Below are 20,237 nucleotides of genomic sequence, written 5' to 3' on the forward strand. Positions count from 1 at the left end.
GGGACAGCATGATGAAGCGGATCGTTCTGGGCGTGCTCGCCCTCGTGGTCATTGCCATTGCGGTGATCGCGGCGGCCTGGGTAAAATTCGATATCCCGCGCGAGGAGCTGGTGGCGAAATATGCCAGCGACGCCTCGCAGTTCATCGAGCTGCCGTCGGGCGCCGTCGCCCATGTCCGCGATGAGGGCCGGCCGGACGGGGACGTGCTGGTGCTGGTGCACGGCTCCAACGCCTCCCTGCACACCTGGGAGCCCTGGGTGGCGGCCCTGGGCGATACTTACCGCATCATTTCCATCGACATGCCGAGCCACGGGCTGACGGGTGCCGTGCCGAACGAGGATTACTCGGTGTCCGGCATGGCTGCATTCACCCGCGAGGTGGTGCAAGCGCTGGATGTGGGCAGCTTCACGCTGGCGGGCAATTCAATGGGCGGGGCGGTCGCGCTCAATTACGCGGTCTCCTATCCGGATGATCTGGACGGGCTGATCCTCGTCTGTGCCGCGGGCATTGCGCGCGAGGAGGACGAGGTGTCGAGCGGTGACGCGTCCTTTGCCTTCTCCCTCGTCCGCATGCCGGTGGTGGGCGACGCGCTGATGCTGGTGACGCCGCGATTCATCTTCGAGGACGCGACCCGCGGGGTGTTCGTCGACCAGTCCGTCGTCACTGACGAGATGGTGGACCGCTATTACGAGCTCAACGTGATGGAGGGCACGCGCCCGGCCACCTTCAAGCGCTTCGCCACGCCGCGCGCGCCCGTGCCGGACGAGACGGTGCGGCAGCTGGAAGTGCCGGCGCTCGTCATGTGGGGCGACAAGGACCCGCTGATCCCGGTCAGCGTGGGGGAGCGCTTCCACGCGCTGCTGCCCAATTCCACCTTGGTGATCTACGAGAATGTGGGCCACATCCCGATGGAGGAAGTGGCCGAGGTGAGCGCGGCCGATGTGCGCAGCTTCATGGAAGCCAATGCCGCCCGCATGCCGGCGCTTGAGGCGACGGTGACGCTGGAAGACGACGGTTCGCTGACGGTGACAGGCCCGCAATCGGGCCTCGCCCCAATGCCTGACGCAGATGTGCCTGACGCAGACGTGTCTGGTGCAGAAGCGCCGGAAGGCGATGCAGTGGTGGAAGAGGCTGCGGAGGAAGACGCAGCGGGGGAAGAGGCAGCCGGACCCGCCAACTAGGTCAGCATTTGTTAACCATGGCAGCCTAGGGTCAGGGCCGGAACGCGGGACTGAAAATTGACGCTCCGGCACTCTTGCTATGGCGCGCCAATGCCCCTATTTTCCGCCTCCTCTGACCGGGCAGCCCCCCATCACCGGGGCCCGCCGCCGTGGATCAAAGCCGCTTTAGCTCAGCTGGTAGAGCACATCATTCGTAATGATGGGGTCGGGTGTTCAAGTCACCCAAGCGGCACCACGGGCCCCGGCCATTTCTCAGACCCGTTTCCGTGATGCCGCTTGGGCGGAGTGTCGCCTGTGGCATGCAGCCTTATGCGGCGCTGGCCAGTTCCTGCTGCTTGCGCTGGCGGAACTTGGTGCCAAGCTGGTTGATCTCGTTTTCGGAGAGCACCTGGCGGGCGAGCTTGAAGACGTCTTCTTCTTCCTCGTCCATGTGGTGCACCATTTTGTGCTGCAGCTCCTCGGCGGCGGCGATCCAGCCGGGGCTTGAGAAATCCATCTCCGCCAGCTTCTCGATCAGGTCGTCGGCTTCCTTGTGCTCGGCGATCGAGTGACGGGCCTGGTCCTGCACGTCGGGCTTGGACAGCAGGGCCGCATAGAAGGTCTGCTCCTCGGCGTCCGCGTGGGCGGTGATGTCCAGCTTCAGCTCCTGGAACACGTTCTGGCGCTCCATGCTGTTGCCGTGGGTCTCCACCACGCGCTGAAGCAGGGCGCGGTGATATTCGTGGTCCTTGATGATCTCGTCGAAGATGTCGCTCATGGGGAAATGCGCTCTCTTGCTGAAGTGTCCCCCCTCTCAACCATGCAACGGAAACACGGTCGGCGCTGAATTGTTCCGGGCCTGGGCGCCGGGGTAGCGCTGCCTGCAGGGCTGCCTATATTGCGGGGCACCGGCGGTCCTCGCCGGCCTGAGGCGGGGGCCTGTGTGCCGGCCCGTCCCTGCAGACCGATCAGATGGAGTGCGTATCCCCATGGGCTTTCTCGACGACATCACCGCCCGGTTCAAATCGCTGGTGGGCGACACCGGCGACGGTGCCCCTGAAGAGCATGATCTGCGGCTGGCCATCGCCACCCTGCTGGTGCGCTCGCTGACGGTGGACGGGGAGGAAGTGATCGAGGAAGCGATGAAGCTCGTTGATCTGCTCAAGGCCCGCTTTGATCTCACCGACCGGGAGGCCGAGCAGCTGTTCGACGAGGCCAAGCGCGCCGAGCGCGAGGCGACGGACCTGTTCAAGTTCACCCGCACGGTCACCGAGCAGCTCGACCGGGACGGTCGCATCGGTGTCCTGGAAATGATGTTCGAGATCGTCGCCGCGGATGGCGTGGTGGATGTGTTTGAGGAAAACCTGATGACCCGCGCCGCCACCCTGCTGCGCGTGCCCGACTATTATGCGGACCGCATGCGGCCGAAGCTGTTCGCGCTGATGGGGAAGTAATCTCAACCAGACCGGAACGGGGAGGGGCTCATGTCCGCCAACACAGATGTCGTCGATGCCTTTGTCGCCGCGTGGAACGCCCGCGATTTCGACAGGCTGATGAGCTTTTTTGATGCGGAGAGCTTCTATCACAATCTGCCGCTTGATCCTGTCACCGGCACCGAGGCGATCCGCGGCGTGCTGGAGATGTTCTTCAACTCCGCCAGCGAAATCGACTGGGTGATGCACGGCATCGCCGAAACGCCCTCCGGCACCGTCCTCACCGAGCGCACCGACCGCTTCCTCATCAACGGCCAGTGGCTTGAGCTGCCGGTGATGGGCGCCTTTGAAATAGACGGCAGCATCATCCGCGCCTGGCGGGACTATTTCGACCTCAAGAAGTTCGAGGCCGATATGGCGCGGGTGTCAGGGTAGGGGCGTCACCCCGCCTGCGGCCCCCTGAGCAGCCCGCCGGGACGGGCGCCGGTGTCTTCGCCGTTTTCGAAAGTCACCTGGCCTGATTTGAGGATCGCCGTGTAGCCGCGGGCTTCCTGCACGAGGCGGCGGCCCTGGGCGGGCAGGTCGTGGACCATGTGCGGGGCGGGGATCGACAGGTGATCGAGGTCGATCACGTTGATGTCGGCCTTGAGGCCCGGCCTGATGAGGCCGCGGTCGGCGAAGCCATAGAGCAGTGCCGTGTCGCGGGTCTGGCGTTTCACCACGAATTCGAGCGGCAGGCGCTCGCCGCGGGCGCGGCCCTTCACCCAGTGGGTGAGCATGAAGGTGGGGATCGACGCGTCACAAATGGCGCCGCAATGGGCGCCGCCGTCGCCGAGGCCGATATTGGTGCGCGGGTGCTGCAGCATGGTGCGGATCGGGTCCATGGCACCGGAGGTGTAGTTGAACAGCGGGAAGTAGAGCAGGCCTTCCCCGCCATTGGCCGTCATCACGTCATAGATGATTTCTTCGGGCGTCACGCCCTTCGCCTTGGCAATAGCGGCGACGCTTTGCTCGGGCGCAGGCTCGTAGTCCGGGGCCTGGCCGCCGCCCGCATCCAGCACAAACATCTTCTCAAAGCTGCGGGTGACAAACAGGCCGAAGCCTTCCAGCGGGGCCGGTGTCTCGGCCAGCATCCTGGCGCGGAAGTCAGGGTCCGCCACGCGGCTGCGGCGGTCTGCGGCGGAGAGGGCCGCCAGCTCCGCCCAGCTGGGGAAGGCGATAAAGGGGTGTACGGAGCATTCCCAGCCCATGAGGATGCCGGCGGGGCGGCCGGCCACCTGCGCATAGACGGGCAGATCATCCGCCTGCGCCTGGTCGAGCAGGCCCAGCATCTTCTTCCACAGTTCCGGGGCCTCGTCGGTCTGCACCAGGTTGAAGGTGACGGTGACGCCCAGCTCGCGCGCCATCTTCTCCATCCAGGAGAATTCCCGGTCCATGTCCTTGTGGTTGGAGGTCATCTGGAAGACGCCATGGCCCGCGCGCTTGAGCGCGTGGCCGATGCCGAAGAGTTCATCCTCCGTGGCGAAGGTGCCGGGCACATATTCGCCGTCGATCGCCTTGTGCAGGAAGGTGCGGGAGGTGGAGAAACCGACGGCGCCCGCGCGCACGCCTTCTTCCACGATCGCGGCCATCTGCGCGATGTCCTCGGCGCTGGCTTCCTCGTTCTTCGCCCCGCGCTCGCCCATCACATAGCCGCGCACGGCCCCGTGCGGCACCTGGGCGGCAATGTCCATGGCGTAGGAGCGGCGGTCGAGCGCGTCGAGATAGCCGGGGAAGCTTTCCCACTCCCATTGCAGGCCCTCGGTCATCGCAGCGCCGGGGATGTCCTCCACGCCTTCCATCAGGCCGATCAGCCATTCTCGTTTTTCCGGGGCTGCGGGTGCAAAGCCGACGCCGCAATTGCCCATGACGGCGGTTGTGACGCCATGCCAGGAGGAAGGCGCCAGCGCGCCGTCCCAGGTGGCCTGGGCATCGTAATGGGTGTGGATGTCAACCCAGCCGGGCGTCACCAGCGCGCCCTGCGCATCAATCTCGCGGGATGCCGTGCCTGCGACCTTGCCCACTTCGGTGATCCGGTCATCCTTGATGGCGATGTCGCCGGTGAAGGTCGCCTCGCCCGAGCCGTCGGCAATGGTGCCGCCGCGGATGATGAGATCGTGGGTCATGTCGTCTGCTCCCTGAAACGTCGTCCGGGCCATCAATCGGGCCCTGGCCATTTGGGGGGAGACTAGCGGGATGCGGGCGGCGAGTCAGCCTTGATGCGGGCCTCGGCCGGGCTCACTCGTCCATCGCCGCGATCCAGTCGCGGATCAGCGCCACGCCCTCGTCATGGATCGTGGTGCGGCCGAGTTCCGGCATCATGATGCCCGGGTCCGTCGAGTTCATCCGGTAGGGGATGATCGAGGTCGCGGGGCTGCCGGGGTCGATGGAGAAGTCATGCCCGCCGGAGCCGCGGCCGGCGGCCACCGGGCGCTTGTAGACACCGAGATGGGCAGGGTCGGTCTCGCGGCTGTCGAGATAAAGGCCGGAGGTGTGCGCCGGGCCGTCCGGTGCGTGGCAATGGGCGCAATTGATGTCGAGATAGGCGCGTGCCCGCTCGGTGAGACCGGCATCGGGGTCGTCCCAGCGGGCGAGGCGCGGGGCGTCGGCGGGATTATCCGGCCCGCCCGTGAGCAGGCCTGCCTGGCGCCATTTCACCAGCTGGTTGGTGACACCGTCCGCATAGGCGAAGTCGTGGTTCAGGTGCTTGGCCTCGGGGCCGATGGGCGTGGTCTCGCGGTCGCGGCCCAGGCCCTTCACGTGGCAGGAGCGGCACTGGTTCATGTTGGGCACCGCATAGGAGATGGTGCGCGTGGCGCCGGACACGGTCTGCCAGCTCACATCCAGTTTCGCCCCCAGCGGTGACAGGACGGCATCCGTCATCTCGGCGTTCCACACATAGGGGTAGGCGCGCCATCCCTTGTCCGTGCGGGCGAGCACGCGCGTTTCCACGTGACGCAGATCTTCGCCGGGCCGCGCCATGTCGGCGGGGTAGGTGAAGGTCTTGATCAGGGCCGAGCCCACCGGCAGGTCGAACACCTCGTCCGGGTTGTAGGCCGCTGTCTTGCCCTCCGGCACATAAACGAAGCGCAGCTTCTCCGCGTAGTCGGTGAACAGCGGGGTAATCAGGTCATAGGGCAGCACGCGGTCTGCCGGGCTGTGCGCGGGCACATCGTCGAAAAATCCGTAGGCGGATAATGTCTTGAGCGGCGTGCCGGATTGAATGGCAGCACTGTCCACCCCGGCTGCGGCCATCTGCGGGGCTGCACTGGCGGCTGCGATCAGCGCCGCCGCCAGGATCTTGCGGCATATGGCAATCGGTGCCGTCACAGCGTGCGGGCCTTTTCTTCCTGGTCGGCGGGCAGGGTGGCGCCCGGCAGTGCGTCCACGCCGCCTGCATGATCTGGCAGGTCGGTGGACGGGGAATGGAACCAGCTCAGGGTGAAGAAGGGGATCACGTCGAGATCCATGAAGCTGGCGCTGCCGTCATCGGCACTGCCTGCATTCTCGCCGACATAGATGCCCCGGTTTTCAGGAATGCCGGCCAGGTAGTGCCAGAAGGGCACGTTGCCGTCCCAGACGATGTCGGGCACCGGCGTGCCGGAGATGGAGGCAATCAGCTCGCCGATCTCGTTGTCTGGCGCAAAGCCGATATTCTCGAAGCTGTTGTCGTAGACGGAGATGCCTTCCGGGTACGGATAATATTTTTCGTCTTCATATTCGTTGGGATAGGCAACGATGAGGACGCCCGTGGTGGCGTTGTTGGCGATGCGGTTCTTGAACACCTCGACCTTGGAGTTGGCCATCACCATCACGCCGGTGCCCATGGGGACGCCGCCGACAATGTTGCCGGCGGGGGCGAAGTTGGGGGTGTCGTTGTCGATCACCGTGTTGTTGAACACGCGCACAGAATGGCCGCCTTGCTGGGGCAGGCCGGGCAGGTCGAACACCAGGATGCCGCCGGTGTTGTGGCGCGCCACATTGTCATAGACGTCGGCCACGTAGCTGTTCTCGATCTCGATACCGGCGACGTTGTATTCGGCCAGCGAGTTGCGGACGATGATGTTGTCGGACTGGCCCACATAGATGCCCGCGTCCGACGCGCCGCGCGCCACCGCGCCGTCGATCAGCACGTTCTTGCAGGCAACGGGATAAAGGCCGTAGGCGCCGTTCAGGGCATCCGGCCCGTTGGTCCATTCAGCGCGCACGCGCAGGAAGGTGATGCCGTCTGCGCCGATCACCTTGATGGCGTCGCCCTTGGCGTCCTCGACGGCGAAATCCATCAGTGTCACGCCGGAGCTTTCCACCAGCAGGCCTTCGGCGCCGGTTTCCTGACCGCGGAAGGACAGGATGGTCTTGTCCATGCCCGCGCCCTTGATGGTCACGTCATCCACGTTGAGCGACAGGCCGTCGCTGAGTTCGTAGCGGCCCGGGCCGAGTTCGATGACCGCGCCGGGTTCGGCCATGATCAGCGCCTGCTGGATGGCGGTGTAGGCGTCGGTTGTTTCTGTGGCTTCTGTGGCCTCGGTCGTTTCGGCTGCGGGGGTATCGCCGGTGCCGCCGTCCTGTGCCGAGGCCGCGACGGGGGCTGTTGCCGTCAGCGGCGCGGCCAGCAGGGCCGCCAAGAGGGCAGCCGTCGTGCCGGGCAGGAAGCGTCTTGTGTCTTGGATGTCTGCGATAGGCGGCATGGTGATCGTCCCCCGAAAGTCCTGTTGCCTGGGCCGGTTCTGGTGCCGGCATCCAATCCTAGCGCGCCCGGATGGGGGCGGGGCAGCGGAAAATTGCCACGTTCGGCGTGTGGCGGGTTCATGGCGGGCTCGTGGTGTGCTTTGGGCGGGCCGGGTGCCCATGGAGCCGCGCCGACAGCCTCCGCGATGGGTCCTAAGGGCAGGTAAAGGGGATCATTTAGGGCAAGCGGCGACGCGCCCGCGAGCGTGGATTTCTGGGCATGAATTTGCGCACGCAGTGCGCTTTATCGGGGCGCTGTTGCGCGCCTGCACTTGCCCGGAATGCCTAAAATTGAAGCAGCGAATCGAATGATTACTGCTCCGTTAAATGCTGTTAACCCCCCGGTTTCAAAGAAATATTGCGGCGCAGCAATTCGTGAATAATGAGTCTTTCATTTAGCAATCTGCTCAAATCGTGACCAAAAAGCCATACCCGGGGTCAATGATGTCGGGGCGCCGTCATAAACCGTCACAATCCGGTTGACTCGGATGGGGTCCATCCAGTGGTCTAGTCGTGAGGGATGCTGACTGGCCGGGGGGACAGGGACTTCCACTCTTATGTATCAAGAGTGACCCTTCTCCTCCTTGCGTAGTCATTACGTCTGAAAAGCGAGGATCGAGGAGGATCGCTCATATGACTACTCGCACATTGCGATCCGCACTTCTCGGCAGTGCCGTGGGTGTGGGTCTGCTGGCTTCGGGGGGGCAGGCGCTAGCGCTGTCGACCGAACTCGGCGAAGTGAAAATTTTCTTTGATACAACGGTGTCCGTTGGCGCGCAGATGAGTGTCGCCAATGAGCGCAAGGCATTTTTGTCTGAAGCCAATGGCGGCAACCAGGGCCCGATCACGGCCGTGGCCAACCCGGCCGCTGCGTCGGCGCTGGGTGTCACCGGCACGGTGACCACCAATGCCGCGCCTGACCAGAGCTTCGGTGCCTCGATCAACGGCGACGACGGTATCCTGAACTTCGATTCAGGCGACCTGACCTCCGCCAACATCAAGGCCACCCACGACATCCAGGCCACCTGGCGGAACTTCACGCTGTTCAGCCGCGTGACCGAGTTCTACGACTTCATCCAGGCGCGTGACGACGGCTACAACCGTTCGGGCATCGACCGGAACAACATTGAGGAAGTGGGCCGCGATATCCGCCTGCTCGACCTCTACATTTCCGGTGACTTTGATGTGGGCAGCCTGCCGGTCAACATCCGCGCCGGTAAGCAGGTGATCTCCTGGGGTGAAGGGACCTTCATCTTCAACGGTGTGAACGTCGTCAACCCGGTTGATGTCAGCGCGTTCCGCCGCCCGGGCGTGGAAATCAAGGAAGGTCTGCTTCCGGTCTGGGCCCTGTACGGCTCCGTTGGCCTGCCGTTCGACCTGTCTCTTGAAGCCTTCTACCAGCTTGACTGGGAGCCGTTCCAGCTCGACGTGGCCGGCACGCACTTCGCCGGCTCCGACGTTGCCAACCCGAATTCATCATTCGGCGGCAACCAGGGCATCGGCTTCTATTCCGGCAGTGCCTTCCCGAACTCCGTGCGCCAGAATTGCGCGGGTTCTGGCTTTGAAGGGCTTACTGCCCTCTCGGCAGCTGGTGGTGGCCTAACTGCGCTCCTGCCCGCTCCGCTGCAGCCTGGTGCCCAGGCAGCCGCAGCGCAGGCACTCAATGCCTTCCCTGGCTGCGTGGACGGCTCGTTCCGCGACTTTGACACGGCCCTCACTGTTGGCCGCGCCGAACAGGAGCTTATCGCTCTCAACCCGCTTCTGGGTACGCGCCGCGGCGCTGACCAGGATCCGGATGACAGCGGCCAGTGGGGTGTTGCCCTGCGCTGGTACTCCGAAGACCTGAACTCCACCGAGTTTGGCTTCTACTACGTCAACTATCACAGCCGTCTGCCCTACGCGCAGGTTGCCCCGACTGTGGGTGCGCTGCCGCAGGTTATTCTGGGGTCTGAGACCGCAGGCGGTGCTGCCGGTTCAAAAGCCCCTCGCGGTATTGGCTGTGCAAATTTCCTGGGTGGCGGTGCATATGCTGATCCAGCAATGGCATCGCTGGTAAACGTGGCAGTGTCCGACCCGAACGGTATCCTCGGAAATCTTGCTGCGTTTGCCGATACGATCCTGACGGCAGCTGCGAACCCTGCTGCTGGTACGATTGCGCCAAGTGTTGCGGCCAACGGTGCCAACGCATTTGATGCTGCGCGAATCAACTGTGCTTTGGTCGCAGCGACGGCAGATACGTCTGTTGTGCCGAGTGGCCTGGTCATTGACGGCGAGCCTGTGCTCGGGCTCCAGCAGGATCTGACCACAACGCTGGTTTATCCCGAGGACATTGAGCTTTGGGGTATCAGCTTCAATACGACTATCGGTGACTGGGGTGTCCAGGGCGAATTCACTTTCCGTCCGAACATGCCGTTCCAGACTGATACCGATCAGCAGACCATTGCTGCGGCTGGTTCCGGACAATGCTCCGGTGTCGTGGGCTTTGGCGATGCTCTCAGCGGTGCCGGTGCGTCTGGCGTTATTCTGGGTGCGTTGGGGTCTTCCCCCCTTAATCAACTGAGCACGTCGCCCTTGCGCGATGGCTTTGATGTCGGCACGAACTGCAATGTCGGCAATATTGGTCAGTCCAACCCGGCCTTTGTGCGTGAAGAGATGTTCACGTTCCAGATCGGTACGACGGCCACCTACACCAACTCGAACCCGCTCATCGACTTCCTGGGTGCCGACATCGGTATCCTGGTGACGGAATTCGGCCTGGTGCACGTGCCGGATGTGCCGGATGAGGTGACCAACACCGGTGCGCCGCAGGACCGCTTCTACCGCTTCCAGAATGTGTGCGTGTCCGGTACGGACCTGCCGCTGGGTGGCGTGCTGGCCCTGGACAACCGTTCGGGCTGCCGTGCGACGGAAACGTCTTACGGTGTCGTCCTGCTCACCCGTCTGGACTACAACAACGCCTTTGGTTCGGCTTGGACGATCTCTCCGCAGATCTCCTACCGCCACGATCTTGAAGGCTTCACGCCGGCTCCGGTCTCCAACTTCTCGGAAGACCGCAAGACCCTTGGTCTGTCGGTGTCGGCCAACTACCAGAACCAGTGGCGCCTGACCGCGGGGTACACCAACTTCATGGGTAAGGAAAAGTACCACCGCAACCTGGACCAGGACTTCGTGTCCCTTAGCGCGAGCTACTCGTTCTAAGATTACAAAAAAGATACATACGCACTGACCCCGGGCCGCATGCCTTTGCTGGCAATGCGGCCCGGAAGTCGCTAAAAATACTCGTGGGGAACACGAACGGACCGCGACCGGCGCGCGTGATGACGCGCTGGCAAGGCCGATAAAAACCTTCAGTGGAGGAAGATTTGATGAAATCCAGTGGCATTCTTGCGGCCACTCTGCTGGGCAGTGTCGCGCTGGGCGTGACGGTTGCCTCGGCAAAGGTGTCGCAGGACCAGGCGGACCGCCTGGGCAAGGATCTCACGCCGATGGGCGCCGAGAAGGCAGGCAATGGCGGTGCCATTCCGGCCTGGACCGGCGGCATCCCGACGCCGCCGCCGGGCATTACGGTGACCCAGGGCGAGCGTCTCGCAAATCCGTTTGCCAGCGACGCGGTGGAATACACCGTCACGCCGGGCAATATGGGCCAGTACGATTCCGTGCTGACCGAGGGCTACAAGAAGATGCTCTCGACCTATGACACCTACAAGATGAACGTCTACCAGACGCGCCGTACCTGCGCGTTCCCGGAGTTCGTCTACGAAGCCAACAAGCGCAACGCCACGGTGGCTGAGCTGGTCGGCGGCGGTAATGGTGTCGGCAAGGGCATCATGGGGACGCCGTTCCCGATCATCAACAGCGGTCTGGAAGGTATCTGGAACCACACGCTGCGCTATCGCTCCTTCAAGCTCACCCGCCAGTTCACCGCTGCGCCGGTGACCGCGACGGGCGACTACACCCTGCAGACGGTGCAGGACGAAGCGATCCTGCAGTGGTCGGATCCCTCCAAGGGTGCGGCAGAAGAGCTCGACAACATCTCGATCTACTACATCGCCAACACGACGGCTCCGGCCCGTGCGGCGGGTAACGTGATCCTGGTGCACGAGACCCTCAACCGTGCGCTTGATCCGCGCAAGGCATGGCAGTACTCGCCGGGCACGCGCCGTGTGCGCCGCGCGCCGAACATCGCCTATGACAACCCGGGCACCAACTCCGACGGCCTGTCCACTTCGGACTCGTTCGACGGCTACAACGGCGCCCCGGACCGCTTCGACTGGACCGTTAAGGGCAAGAGCGAAAAGCTCATCGCCTACAACACCTATGACGCGGAACAGGCGAAGTACGACGAGTTCATTCAGGCCCGTCACCTGAACCAGGATAAGATCCGTTACGAGCTGCACCGTGTGTGGACCATCGAAGCCAATCTGCGCTCCGATACCCGCCACATCTACAGCCGCCGTGTGAAGCACATGGATGAGGATGCCTGGCAGCTGGCTCAGGCCGAACTCTATGACGGCCGTGGTGAACTGTGGCGCGTGCAGGAACTGCACACGATCCAGCGCTACAACGTGCCGCTCTGCGGTTCGGCTGCCGAGATCGTGTATGACACCGGCAACGGTCGTTATCTCGCCCTCGCCATGCAGAACGAAGAGCCCGGCATCAACTACTTCGCCGACGAGCTCAATCCGGACCGTTACACGCCGAGCGCCATTCGCCAGCTTGGTGTGCGCTAAGACGATCCTGATCTGACACGACTGACCTGCGGGCCGGTCCTCATTCCCGAGGACCGGCCCGTTTGCTGCCTGAACCCCCCTATGCCATACAGCTACTCCATGGCGGCAGGGCGGTTTACCTTGTCCGCCCATTTCGCTAACCCGCGGGTTATGCGACACTGGCAAGATAACAGGGAGGGCAGCGTGATCCCGGGTGGTGACATCCACCAAGGCCGGTTGCATGGCACCATGCCGACCGGCGCCCCAGACACGCACCGGGCCTCGTCAGGAGGGCCGCATGCTCATAACCGAGTGGATTGAGTAAACCGATGAGCAAACTGAAAAACGTTCTGATGGGGAGTGCGGCCGCGCTGATGATGGCCGGTATCGCTTCCCTGCCGGCCCAGGCCGTGCCGACCGTCAACCAGGAAGAAGCCGCGCAGATCCGCGAGCTGGAAAGCAAGGGCTGGGCAACGCCGTCCGACCTTGCGGCCAGGAGCCTGCTGGTTGCCGCCGCTGATCTCGGCGAGCGCATTGTCGCCGTCGGCCAGTTCGGCCATGTGGTGATTTCCGACGACCGGGGCGAGACCTGGCGCCAGGCATCGCAGGTGCCGACCCAGGCCCTTCTCACCGGCGTCTATTTCGTCGACGACAAGACCGGCTACGCGGTCGGCCATGACGCTGTCATCATCAAGACCGAAGACGGCGGCGAGACTTGGGAGCTGAAATACAGCGACCCGGAAGCCGAGATGCCGCTGTTCTCCGTGATGTTTGCCGACGCGCGCAACGGCATCGCCGTCGGCGCATTCTCCACGGCGCTCTCCACCACCGACGGCGGTGAGACCTGGAACCTGCAGTCGGTCATTCCGGACCCGCCCCCGCCGCTCGAAGGCCTGGAATATGAGCCGCATCTCAACGGCCTGTTCCGTGGCCCCAGCGGCAGCCTGTTCATCGCGGCTGAGACCGGCTTCATCTTCCGGTCCACCGACAACGGTGCCAACTGGGAGCCGATCAAGACACCCTATTTCGGCTCGTTCTGGGGGGGCATCACCCTCAATGACGGCTCCATCCTGATCTACGGCATGCGCGGCAATGTCTGGCGCTCCGATGATGGTGGCACGACCTGGGCCCAGGTGGACACGGGTTCCCGCAAGTCCTTCGGCGGCGCCACGCTGCTGGAAGACGGCACGGTTGTGCTGGCCGGTCTCAATGGCGGTGTTGCCTACAGCACCGACAATGGCCGCAGCTTCGACGTGGTCGACCGTCCGGACCGCAAGGGCTATTCCGCCGTGGTCAACGGGCCCGACGGGCACGTCATCATCTTCGGTGAGCCCGGTGCCGTGAAGCATCCGGACAATGCGGAGGCCTTCCGCAGCGGCAGCTGATGCCGTTCATTACCGGACAGGCCGCCGCATGGCTGCCTGACACAAGCAACCGTCGTTCCCGCTCATGCCCGCCGTTCAGGCAATTGCGCATGATGCGGGGCGGCGGTACTTTTTTGCCTGAACCATAAAAGGCCGATCAGGCCAAAGGGGAGACGGCAGTTCATGAGTGACCGGTTTTCCGGCTATAGCCGCATCCGCGCGGAGCGCGACGGCACCATCCTTACCCTGATGATTTCCAACCCCGCCCTCCGCAATGCGGTGGACGAGCAGATGCACCACGAGCTTGCCTCCATCTTTGTCGATGCGCAGGAAGATGCTGACAGCACGGTCATCGTGCTCACCGGCGACCCCGAAGGGAACGCCTTCTGCGCCGGCGGCGACATCGCCTGGATGAAGGCCGCGCTCGACGGCACGGTGGCCGGGCCGGGCGTCGCCGAGGGCCGCCGCATCGTCACGAGCCTTCTGGACGTGGAAAAGCCCATCGTGGCGGCCATCAACGGCCCCGCCGTCGGGCTCGGGGCCACCCTTGCCCTGTTCAGCGACGTCATCTTCATGGGCGAGAGCGCCCAGGTGGCGGACCCGCATGTGAAGGTCGGCCTTGTCGCCGGTGACGGCGGTGCGGTGATCTGGCCGCAGCTTGTCGGCTATGCGCGGGCCAAGGAATATCTGATGACCGGCGACCCGGTCCCGGCGGCGGAGGCCGAGCGGATCGGGCTGGTGAACCATGTCGTTCCGGATGCGGAGCTTCAGGAGCGGGCCATGGCATTTGCGCGCAAGCTTGCCCGAGGCGCGCCGCAGGCCATCCAGCACACCAAGGCCGCAGTCAACATGGAGCTCAAGAGGCTCGCGGCAACCGTGTTTGACGCCTCGCTCGCCTATGAGATGATCTCCTTCACACGGGATGATCACCGGGAGGCCGTGTCGGCCTTCCTCGAAAAGCGGGCCCCGGCCTTCACGGGCCGGTAGCACGCGCAGGCCGGTCAGCCGGCAGGCCAGAGAACACGAAACGACAAGGCCGGACCAACCGGCCCGAAACAGTCAGGGAGCAAGAGATGGCGACGGATACGGCGACGATCGTGACACATCCGACCACGGCAGACGGGCTGGTGGCCGCGGCGCATTCCTTCAGTGCCGAGCTGCGCGATCGCGCAGCCGAGATCGAGGCAGCCCGACAGCTGCCGCAGGACATTGCCGACCGCTTTGCGCGCACGGGGTTTTACCGCATGGCGGTGCCCAAGGCCCTTGGCGGCCTTGAAGCAACGCCCCGGCAGATCGCCGCCGTCATTGACGCGTTGGCCCAGGCGGACGGCTCGGCCGCCTGGTGCGTAATGATCGGCTCGACCACGGGGCTGACCGCCGCCTATCTGGCGCCGGACGCTGCCGCGCGCATTTACGGCGATGATCCGGACACGATTACTGCCGGTGTCTTCGCGCCGATGGGCAAGGCGGAGCTTGAAGGCGAGACGGCACGGGTGTCTGGCCGCTGGGCGTGGGGCTCCGGCTCGCACAACGCGCAATGGGTGTTCGGCGGTGCCCGGCTCATCACAGGCGGGGAGCCGGTGCTGGATGAGCGGGGCGCCCCGCGCACCCAGATGTTCGCCATGCGCGCCGCTGACCTCACCCTGCATGACAATTGGGACCCGTCGGGTCTTGCCGGCAGCGGCAGCAGCGATTTTGAAGCGGCTGGCGTTCAGGTGCCCGTCGGCCATGGTGCCGATATCACCCGGCCCCCGGCCAACGACAATCCGCTCTATGCCTTCCCGGTGTTCGGCCTGCTGGCGGTCGGTATCGCGTCCGTCGCCACGGGGCTGGCGCGCCAGGCCATCAACGAGATCATCGAGATGGGCGGGGGCAAAGTGCCACAGGGCAGCCGCAAGACGCTGGCGCACCGTCCGCAGGCTCAGGCCGAACTGGCCCAGGCCGAGGCCGAGCTGCGCGCGGCCCGGGCCTTCCTCACCGAAGCGGTGGATACTGCCTGGGACACAGCCGCGTCCCAGGGCGCCATTCCCGTCGAGATGCGCCGGGATATCCGCCTCGCCGCCACCCACGCCACCACGGCCTCCGCGCGGGTGGTGGACCGGATGTATCTGATCGGCGGCGGCAGTTCCGTACACCGCAAGGCACCCATCCAGCGCGCCTTCCGTGATGTGCATGTGGCCACCCAGCACATGATGACGGCACCCGCCACATGGGAGCTGACGGGCCGGCTGCTGTTCGGCCTTGAGACCGACACAACGACGCTCTGACGCCGTATCAGAGCCACAGGACAAGCGGGGGGAGACGGCAGTGACGGACAAGACGCCTCCTCCCGTTCCGCCATCCGCTCCCGTGCCACCGGAAAGCCCGGCGCGGGCAGATGAAAAGCGGCAGCGCATTCTGGATGCCGGCCTCGCCCTGTTCGCCCGCAAGGGCTATCACGCGACCGCCGTTCCCGAGATCGCCCAGGCCGCCAGCGTGGCCACCGGCACCATCTACCGGCATTTCGCCACCAAGGATGCGCTGCTCAACGCGGTCTATCTGCACTGGCAGTCGGCGCTGACCGCCATGATGGAAACGCGGGGCGACACGCGTCTTCCTGTGGCCGAGCGGTTCGCGGGAGACTGGCACCGCCTCGTGGTCTGGCACCGGGACCATCCGGATGCGTCGGCCTTCCTCGACTCCCACGCCGCCATGGCCGAGCTTGAGGAGGATGCGCGGGCTGCAACCCGTGCCTACCGGATGGCACTTCAAGGCATTGTGGGCGCTGCCATGGACCGGCAGGAGATCCGCATGTCGCCGCCGGAAGTCACGGCTTCGGTGCTGCATCACGCCGCCGCCGGGCTCGCGCGGGACGCCCGTACCGGCGCCCTTGCGCTGACAGACCCTGTCATCGATGCGGCGGGCCGGCTTCTCTGGCTCGGGCTTGCACGCTGAGCTTTCCGCAGGGTCCGCGTTCCGTTAGCGTGTCGCCTCCAACCAAAAGACGACAGCGTACAGGGAGTGTCATGACCGCCATGCCGCAGACAGGCGAGATCGAAACCCGCGACTTCACCACCATCGAGCGGCGCGGCCCGGTTGCGCTGGTGCGCTATGACCGCAAGGACGGTCTCAATGCTCTGTCGCGGGCGGCGATGCGGGAGCTCACCGACATTGCCCGCATGTTCAACGATGACATCTCCACCCATGTGATCGTGCTTACCGGCACCGACAAAATCTTCAGCGCCGGGGCGGACCTCAAGGACCCGGAGATGGCGTCCGGCCGCGACGGCGGGCTGATGGCGCGGCGGCATGCGCTGCGGGTGGGGCCGGATATGTGCGACGCGTGGGAAGCGCTCGAGCAGCTCACCATCTGCGCCATCGAGGGTCATTGCATCGGCGGCGGCGTGGCGCTGGTGGGGTCCTGCGACATCCGCATCGCCGCGCAGTCGGCCTCTTTCCGCCTGCCGGAAATCCCCCTCGGCATGAATATGAGCTGGCACTCCAATCCGCGGCTGGTAAATCTGATGGGCCCGGCGCGAGCCAAGCTGTTCGTCATTCTCGGCGAGGCGCTCAAGGCGCCGGACGCGCTTGACTGGCGTTTCGTCGAGGAGGTCGTGCCGGACGGTACAGCGCTGGACGCGGCAATGGATCTTGCCGCCCGGGCCGCCGCGGTGCCGCCAGTGCCGCTGCGCATGTCCAAGCAGTCGCTTGAGATGGCCGCCAAGGCGCTCAACCCGGTCGCCACCTATATGGACCGCGACCAGTTCGCGCTGGCGGCCACCGGCAAGGATCAGACGGAGGCAATCACCGCCTTCCTCGAAAAGCGCGCCCCCCGGTTCACCGGCGAGTGAGCGCGCGACACCAATTCATCCGTAACCTGAGAAAATAGGAGACAACAATGAGCGGACGTGTTTCAGGCAAGGTGGCCATGGTCACGGGCGGGGCATCGGGCCTTGGGGCTGCAACGTCAAAGCTGCTGGTTGAGGAAGGCGCGCGCGTCGTGATCGCCGACATCAACCTCGCGGGCGCCGAGCAGGTGGCCGCCGAGATCAACAAGGCGCATCCGGATATGGCTCTCGCCGTCGAGCTGGATGTCACCTCCGAGCAGCAATGGCAGGACGCGCTGGAGACCGCCGTCGGCTTTCTCGGCGGGCTCAACATCCTGGTCAACAATGCTGGCATCGGCGGGTCGGCGCCCGTCGAGGACGAGACCTTCGAAAACTGGAAGAAGATTCAGGCGGTTGATCTCGACAGCGTGTTCCTCGGCTGCAAATACGCCCTCGGTCACATGAAGGCGCATCAGCCGGGCTCCATCGTCAACATCTCGTCGATCGCGGGCCTGATCGCCGGGCACAATATGGGCGCGTATAACGCGGCTAAGGCGGGTGTGTGGCTGTTCTCCAAGTCGGTGGCGCTGCATTGCGCCAAGCGTGGCTATGATATCCGCTCAAACTCCGTGCACCCCACCTTCATCCGCACCCCGATCCTTGAGGGGCTGTTCGCCAAGACCACCAATGGCGAAGAGAAGCTGGCCAAGCAGGTGCCGCTCGGCCGCATCGGCGAGCCCAATGACGTGGCCTATGCGGTGCTCTATCTGGCAAGCGATGAAAGCCGGTTCGTGACCGGTGCCGAGATCAAGATCGATGGCGGCATTTCCGCCATGTAATCCTCACAGGTCCTGGTCCCTGTCCCCTCGCGGGACGGGGATTAGGATTTGGTTAGCACTTCCATCGCTCGGCGATTGATCCGGCTACTGGCTGCCGGGCATTCTCGCCCCATGGTCAGCCCGCTTTCCACAGCTGCAGACGGTTTGAAGCTTGCCCGTGCCGGTGTCGGCAAGGCAGCCAGCGACGTGGTGCGCGCGGCCCAGTCCGCCAGTTCCGCCTATCAGAAGACGGCAGGCATTGCCCGGCCCAATGGTCTCGGGGCGGGTGCGCCGGGGGCAGGGGGCGCAAATGCCGGTGCGGCCGCGCCGCGGTTCACCCCGCAGGTGGGTACGGTTGCGTCAGGCGGCCAGGAGGGGGACCTCGTGACAGCTAGCGTCGCGCTTACCCGCGCGGAGGTGGCCTACAAGGCAACGGCCGCTGCCTTCAGGGCAACGGCCGAGACCACCGAAACACTTCTGGATACGCTGGTATAGCGCCCGCAGGCGCTGTCCGGGCCGGCTGCTTATGCAGCGCCCTGCAATTCCCTGTCTTCCGCCACATCTTCGATCAGCCGGAACTCGGCAAAGTCCGGGCGGTGCATGTCGTCGAGATATTGCTGCGGCGGGAAGGGATAGAGGTTGGGCGTGCCGGACTTGTCGAAGTACCAGCTGTCACAGCCGCCTGACGCCCACACGGTCTGCGGCACGCGTTCCGCCATGGCCTTGTTGTAGGCGGCATAGGCGTCCTGGCGCGGGCAGACGGCGTCAAGGCCCGCATCACGCATCTTGTTCAGCATGCTGATGATATAATCCACCTGGTGCTCACTGATCGAGATCAGCGACAGGTTGCCGACGGGGCCCGTCGGTCCTTCCAGCAGCCAGAAATTGGGGAAGCCCGGCACGGCCACGGCCCGGTGGGCGCGGGGAGAGCCGTCCCAGGTCTCGCCGAGGTCCTGGCCGTTCTCGCCCGTCACCTTGGTGGGCAGGATGAAGGCACCGGCATCAAAGCCCGTGGCGAGGATCAGCACGTCAAGCTCGTGCAGTTTGCCGTCCACGGTGCGGATGCCGTTCGGCTCGATCCGCTCAATGCCCTCGGTGATGAGGTTGGCATTGTCGCGGGAGATGGCCGGGTAGAAGTCCGAGCAGAAGATGAGGCGCTTGCAGGCGGCCTGGTAGGAGGGCGTCAGCTTGGCGCGCAGCTCCGGGTCGGCGACGGCTTCGTTCAGATGCTTGGTGCAGGCGTCCTGGATGTCGGCCAGCTTCTTCTGGTCGCCGGTGGTCGCGGCGCCGAAATTTTTCGCCATGGTGGTCGAATAGAAGCGGTAGGTCATGCGCTGCAGGGCGGGGATCTTGCGCAGCAGCCATTTCCAGGCGGAGGAATATTCCTTCTGCGGCAGCGGGATCATCCATTGCGGCGTGCGCTGGAACACGTTCATCGTGCCCACCTTGTGGGTGATGGCGCCGACGATCTGCGCGGAGGTGGAGCCGGTGCCGATGATGCCGACCTTGCGGCCCTCGAGCTTCACCGAGTGATCCCAGCGGGCGGTGTGGAACTTGTCGCCTGCGAAGCTGTCGAGGCCGTCGATATTGGGAAAAGACGGCTTGTGCAGCACGCCGGTGGCGGAGATCGCCACGTCAAAATATTCGACGTCGCCCTTGTCCGTGGTCAGCCGCCAGCGCGGGGCCTCATAGGTGAGGTCGGTGACGGCGGTGTTGAACTGCACAATGTCGGTAACGCCGAAATCCTTCGCGGTCTTTTCCATATAGGCCTGGATTTCCGGGCCGTAGGAAAAGCGGTGCGACCAGTCCGGGTTGAGCGCAAAGGAGAAGGAATACCAGCGCGAGGGCACGTCGCAGGACAGGCCCGGATACTGGTTCTCGCGCCAGGTTCCGCCCACCTTGGAGGCTTTCTCATAGACGGTGATGTCGGTGTAGCCGGCCTGGCGCAGCTTCACCACGGCGGCGATGCCGGACATGCCGGCCCCGATGATGGCGATGCGCGGCTGTTCCCCGCGCTTGGCCCAGCCCATGGCGGACATGTCGCTTGCATGCATGTTCATGGCGCGTCTCTCCCAGTCTGTTGCCTTTTGCAGGCTTCTTGGAAGTGAGCGTGCCCCCTTATTGACGGCTTGTCAATAAGGGGGCGAGGCCGTAGATTTGGGGTTCAACACCCAGACCCG

General features: G+C 64.5%; 17 protein-coding genes and 1 tRNA gene. 13 read left to right on the forward strand and 5 right to left on the reverse strand.

The window, feature by feature from the left end:
- Positions 1-11 precede the first annotated feature (11 nt).
- Positions 12-1,181 (forward strand): alpha/beta fold hydrolase, encoded by a 1,170-nt coding sequence (locus HG718_RS14145; RefSeq protein ID WP_160586286.1) that lies wholly within the window; start codon positions 12-14, stop codon positions 1,179-1,181.
- Positions 1,182-1,340: 159 nt separating this feature from the next.
- A tRNA-Thr gene (locus tag HG718_RS14150) sits at positions 1,341-1,416 on the forward strand.
- Positions 1,417-1,488: 72 nt separating this feature from the next.
- Here HG718_RS14150 and HG718_RS14155 read toward each other — a convergent pair.
- On the reverse strand, positions 1,489-1,938 hold the full coding sequence (locus tag HG718_RS14155) for a hemerythrin domain-containing protein (protein WP_160586287.1): 450 nt from the start codon (positions 1,936-1,938) through the stop codon (positions 1,489-1,491).
- A 211-nt stretch (positions 1,939-2,149) separates the two neighbouring features.
- Between HG718_RS14155 and HG718_RS14160 the strand changes: the two genes are divergently transcribed.
- Positions 2,150-2,614 carry a tellurite resistance TerB family protein gene (locus HG718_RS14160; RefSeq protein WP_160586289.1) on the forward strand — a complete coding sequence of 155 codons (465 nt, stop codon included), beginning with the start codon at positions 2,150-2,152 and terminating at the stop codon, positions 2,612-2,614.
- Between the two features lie 30 nt (positions 2,615-2,644).
- A complete protein-coding gene (locus HG718_RS14165) occupies positions 2,645-3,028 on the forward strand; it encodes a limonene-1,2-epoxide hydrolase family protein (protein ID WP_160586290.1) in 384 nt (127 codons plus the stop codon).
- A gap of 5 nt (positions 3,029-3,033) precedes the next feature.
- Here HG718_RS14165 and HG718_RS14170 read toward each other — a convergent pair whose 3' ends face one another.
- The 3 genes from HG718_RS14170 to HG718_RS14180 all read right to left on the reverse strand — a co-directional run bounded on the left by HG718_RS14170 (position 3,034) and on the right by HG718_RS14180 (position 7,320).
- Positions 3,034-4,758 carry an N-acyl-D-amino-acid deacylase family protein gene (locus tag HG718_RS14170; protein ID WP_205345607.1) on the reverse strand — a complete coding sequence of 575 codons (1,725 nt, stop codon included), beginning with the start codon at positions 4,756-4,758 and terminating at the stop codon, positions 3,034-3,036.
- Between the two features lie 112 nt (positions 4,759-4,870).
- Positions 4,871-5,962, reverse strand: a complete 1,092-nt coding sequence (locus HG718_RS14175; RefSeq protein ID WP_205345608.1) for an SO2930 family diheme c-type cytochrome — start codon at positions 5,960-5,962, stop codon at positions 4,871-4,873.
- Positions 5,959-7,320 carry a parallel beta-helix domain-containing protein gene (locus HG718_RS14180; protein WP_160586292.1) on the reverse strand — a complete coding sequence of 454 codons (1,362 nt, stop codon included), beginning with the start codon at positions 7,318-7,320 and terminating at the stop codon, positions 5,959-5,961. Before HG718_RS14180 ends, HG718_RS14175 begins: the two co-directional genes overlap by 4 nt.
- A gap of 673 nt (positions 7,321-7,993) precedes the next feature.
- On the opposite strand from HG718_RS14180, the gene HG718_RS14185 reads away from it, so the two are divergent.
- From HG718_RS14185 to HG718_RS14225, 9 genes are all read left to right on the forward strand, one after another.
- Positions 7,994-10,558, forward strand: coding sequence for a DUF1302 family protein (locus HG718_RS14185; RefSeq protein ID WP_160586293.1), 2,565 nt, complete (start codon positions 7,994-7,996; stop codon positions 10,556-10,558).
- A gap of 167 nt (positions 10,559-10,725) precedes the next feature.
- Entirely contained in the window at positions 10,726-12,090 is a 1,365-nt protein-coding gene (locus HG718_RS14190) for a DUF1329 domain-containing protein (protein ID WP_027840538.1), read from the forward strand.
- A 308-nt stretch (positions 12,091-12,398) separates the two neighbouring features.
- Entirely contained in the window at positions 12,399-13,454 is a 1,056-nt protein-coding gene (locus HG718_RS14195; RefSeq protein WP_160586294.1) for a WD40/YVTN/BNR-like repeat-containing protein, read from the forward strand.
- A gap of 162 nt (positions 13,455-13,616) precedes the next feature.
- Positions 13,617-14,420, forward strand: a complete 804-nt coding sequence (locus HG718_RS14200) for an enoyl-CoA hydratase/isomerase family protein (protein WP_160586295.1) — start codon at positions 13,617-13,619, stop codon at positions 14,418-14,420.
- A gap of 86 nt (positions 14,421-14,506) precedes the next feature.
- The gene (locus HG718_RS14205) at positions 14,507-15,700 is read left to right on the forward strand and encodes an acyl-CoA dehydrogenase family protein (RefSeq protein WP_160586296.1); all 1,194 of its coding nucleotides are present in this window, start codon (positions 14,507-14,509) and stop codon (positions 15,698-15,700) included.
- Between the two features lie 40 nt (positions 15,701-15,740).
- Positions 15,741-16,367: a TetR/AcrR family transcriptional regulator gene (locus HG718_RS14210; protein WP_160586297.1), complete on the forward strand. Its 627-nt coding sequence runs from the start codon at positions 15,741-15,743 to the stop codon at positions 16,365-16,367.
- An 80-nt stretch (positions 16,368-16,447) separates the two neighbouring features.
- Complete coding sequence (locus tag HG718_RS14215) at positions 16,448-17,263, forward strand: enoyl-CoA hydratase/isomerase family protein (RefSeq protein WP_160586298.1); 816 nt, start codon at positions 16,448-16,450, stop codon at positions 17,261-17,263.
- A gap of 47 nt (positions 17,264-17,310) precedes the next feature.
- Positions 17,311-18,078, forward strand: a complete 768-nt coding sequence (locus HG718_RS14220; protein ID WP_160586299.1) for an SDR family oxidoreductase — start codon at positions 17,311-17,313, stop codon at positions 18,076-18,078.
- Between the two features lie 111 nt (positions 18,079-18,189).
- Positions 18,190-18,552, forward strand: a complete 363-nt coding sequence (locus HG718_RS14225; RefSeq protein WP_160586300.1) for a hypothetical protein — start codon at positions 18,190-18,192, stop codon at positions 18,550-18,552.
- Positions 18,553-18,581: 29 nt separating this feature from the next.
- Here the strand turns inward: HG718_RS14225 and HG718_RS14230 are convergent, their stop codons facing one another.
- On the reverse strand, positions 18,582-20,117 hold the full coding sequence (locus tag HG718_RS14230) for a flavin-containing monooxygenase (protein ID WP_160586301.1): 1,536 nt from the start codon (positions 20,115-20,117) through the stop codon (positions 18,582-18,584).
- Between the last annotated feature and the right edge of the window lie 120 nt (positions 20,118-20,237).

It is taken from the genome of Pyruvatibacter mobilis (assembly GCF_012848855.1).
Lineage (GTDB): Bacteria > Pseudomonadota > Alphaproteobacteria > CGMCC-115125 > CGMCC-115125 > Pyruvatibacter > Pyruvatibacter mobilis.

Coding starts and splice junctions, on each gene's coding strand:
- HG718_RS14145 (WP_160586286.1), top strand. CDS start 12: ATGAAGCGGATCGTTCTGGGCGTGCTCGCCCTCGTGGTCATTGCCATT.
- HG718_RS14155 (WP_160586287.1), bottom strand. CDS start 1,938: ATGAGCGACATCTTCGACGAGATCATCAAGGACCACGAATATCACCGC.
- HG718_RS14160 (WP_160586289.1), top strand. CDS start 2,150: ATGGGCTTTCTCGACGACATCACCGCCCGGTTCAAATCGCTGGTGGGC.
- HG718_RS14165 (WP_160586290.1), top strand. CDS start 2,645: ATGTCCGCCAACACAGATGTCGTCGATGCCTTTGTCGCCGCGTGGAAC.
- HG718_RS14170 (WP_205345607.1), bottom strand. CDS start 4,758: ATGACCCACGATCTCATCATCCGCGGCGGCACCATTGCCGACGGCTCG.
- HG718_RS14180 (WP_160586292.1), bottom strand. CDS start 7,320: ATGCCGCCTATCGCAGACATCCAAGACACAAGACGCTTCCTGCCCGGC.
- HG718_RS14185 (WP_160586293.1), top strand. CDS start 7,994: ATGACTACTCGCACATTGCGATCCGCACTTCTCGGCAGTGCCGTGGGT.
- HG718_RS14190 (WP_027840538.1), top strand. CDS start 10,726: ATGAAATCCAGTGGCATTCTTGCGGCCACTCTGCTGGGCAGTGTCGCG.
- HG718_RS14195 (WP_160586294.1), top strand. CDS start 12,399: ATGAGCAAACTGAAAAACGTTCTGATGGGGAGTGCGGCCGCGCTGATG.
- HG718_RS14200 (WP_160586295.1), top strand. CDS start 13,617: ATGAGTGACCGGTTTTCCGGCTATAGCCGCATCCGCGCGGAGCGCGAC.
- HG718_RS14205 (WP_160586296.1), top strand. CDS start 14,507: ATGGCGACGGATACGGCGACGATCGTGACACATCCGACCACGGCAGAC.
- HG718_RS14215 (WP_160586298.1), top strand. CDS start 16,448: ATGCCGCAGACAGGCGAGATCGAAACCCGCGACTTCACCACCATCGAG.
- HG718_RS14220 (WP_160586299.1), top strand. CDS start 17,311: ATGAGCGGACGTGTTTCAGGCAAGGTGGCCATGGTCACGGGCGGGGCA.
- HG718_RS14225 (WP_160586300.1), top strand. CDS start 18,190: ATGGTCAGCCCGCTTTCCACAGCTGCAGACGGTTTGAAGCTTGCCCGT.
- HG718_RS14230 (WP_160586301.1), bottom strand. CDS start 20,117: ATGAACATGCATGCAAGCGACATGTCCGCCATGGGCTGGGCCAAGCGC.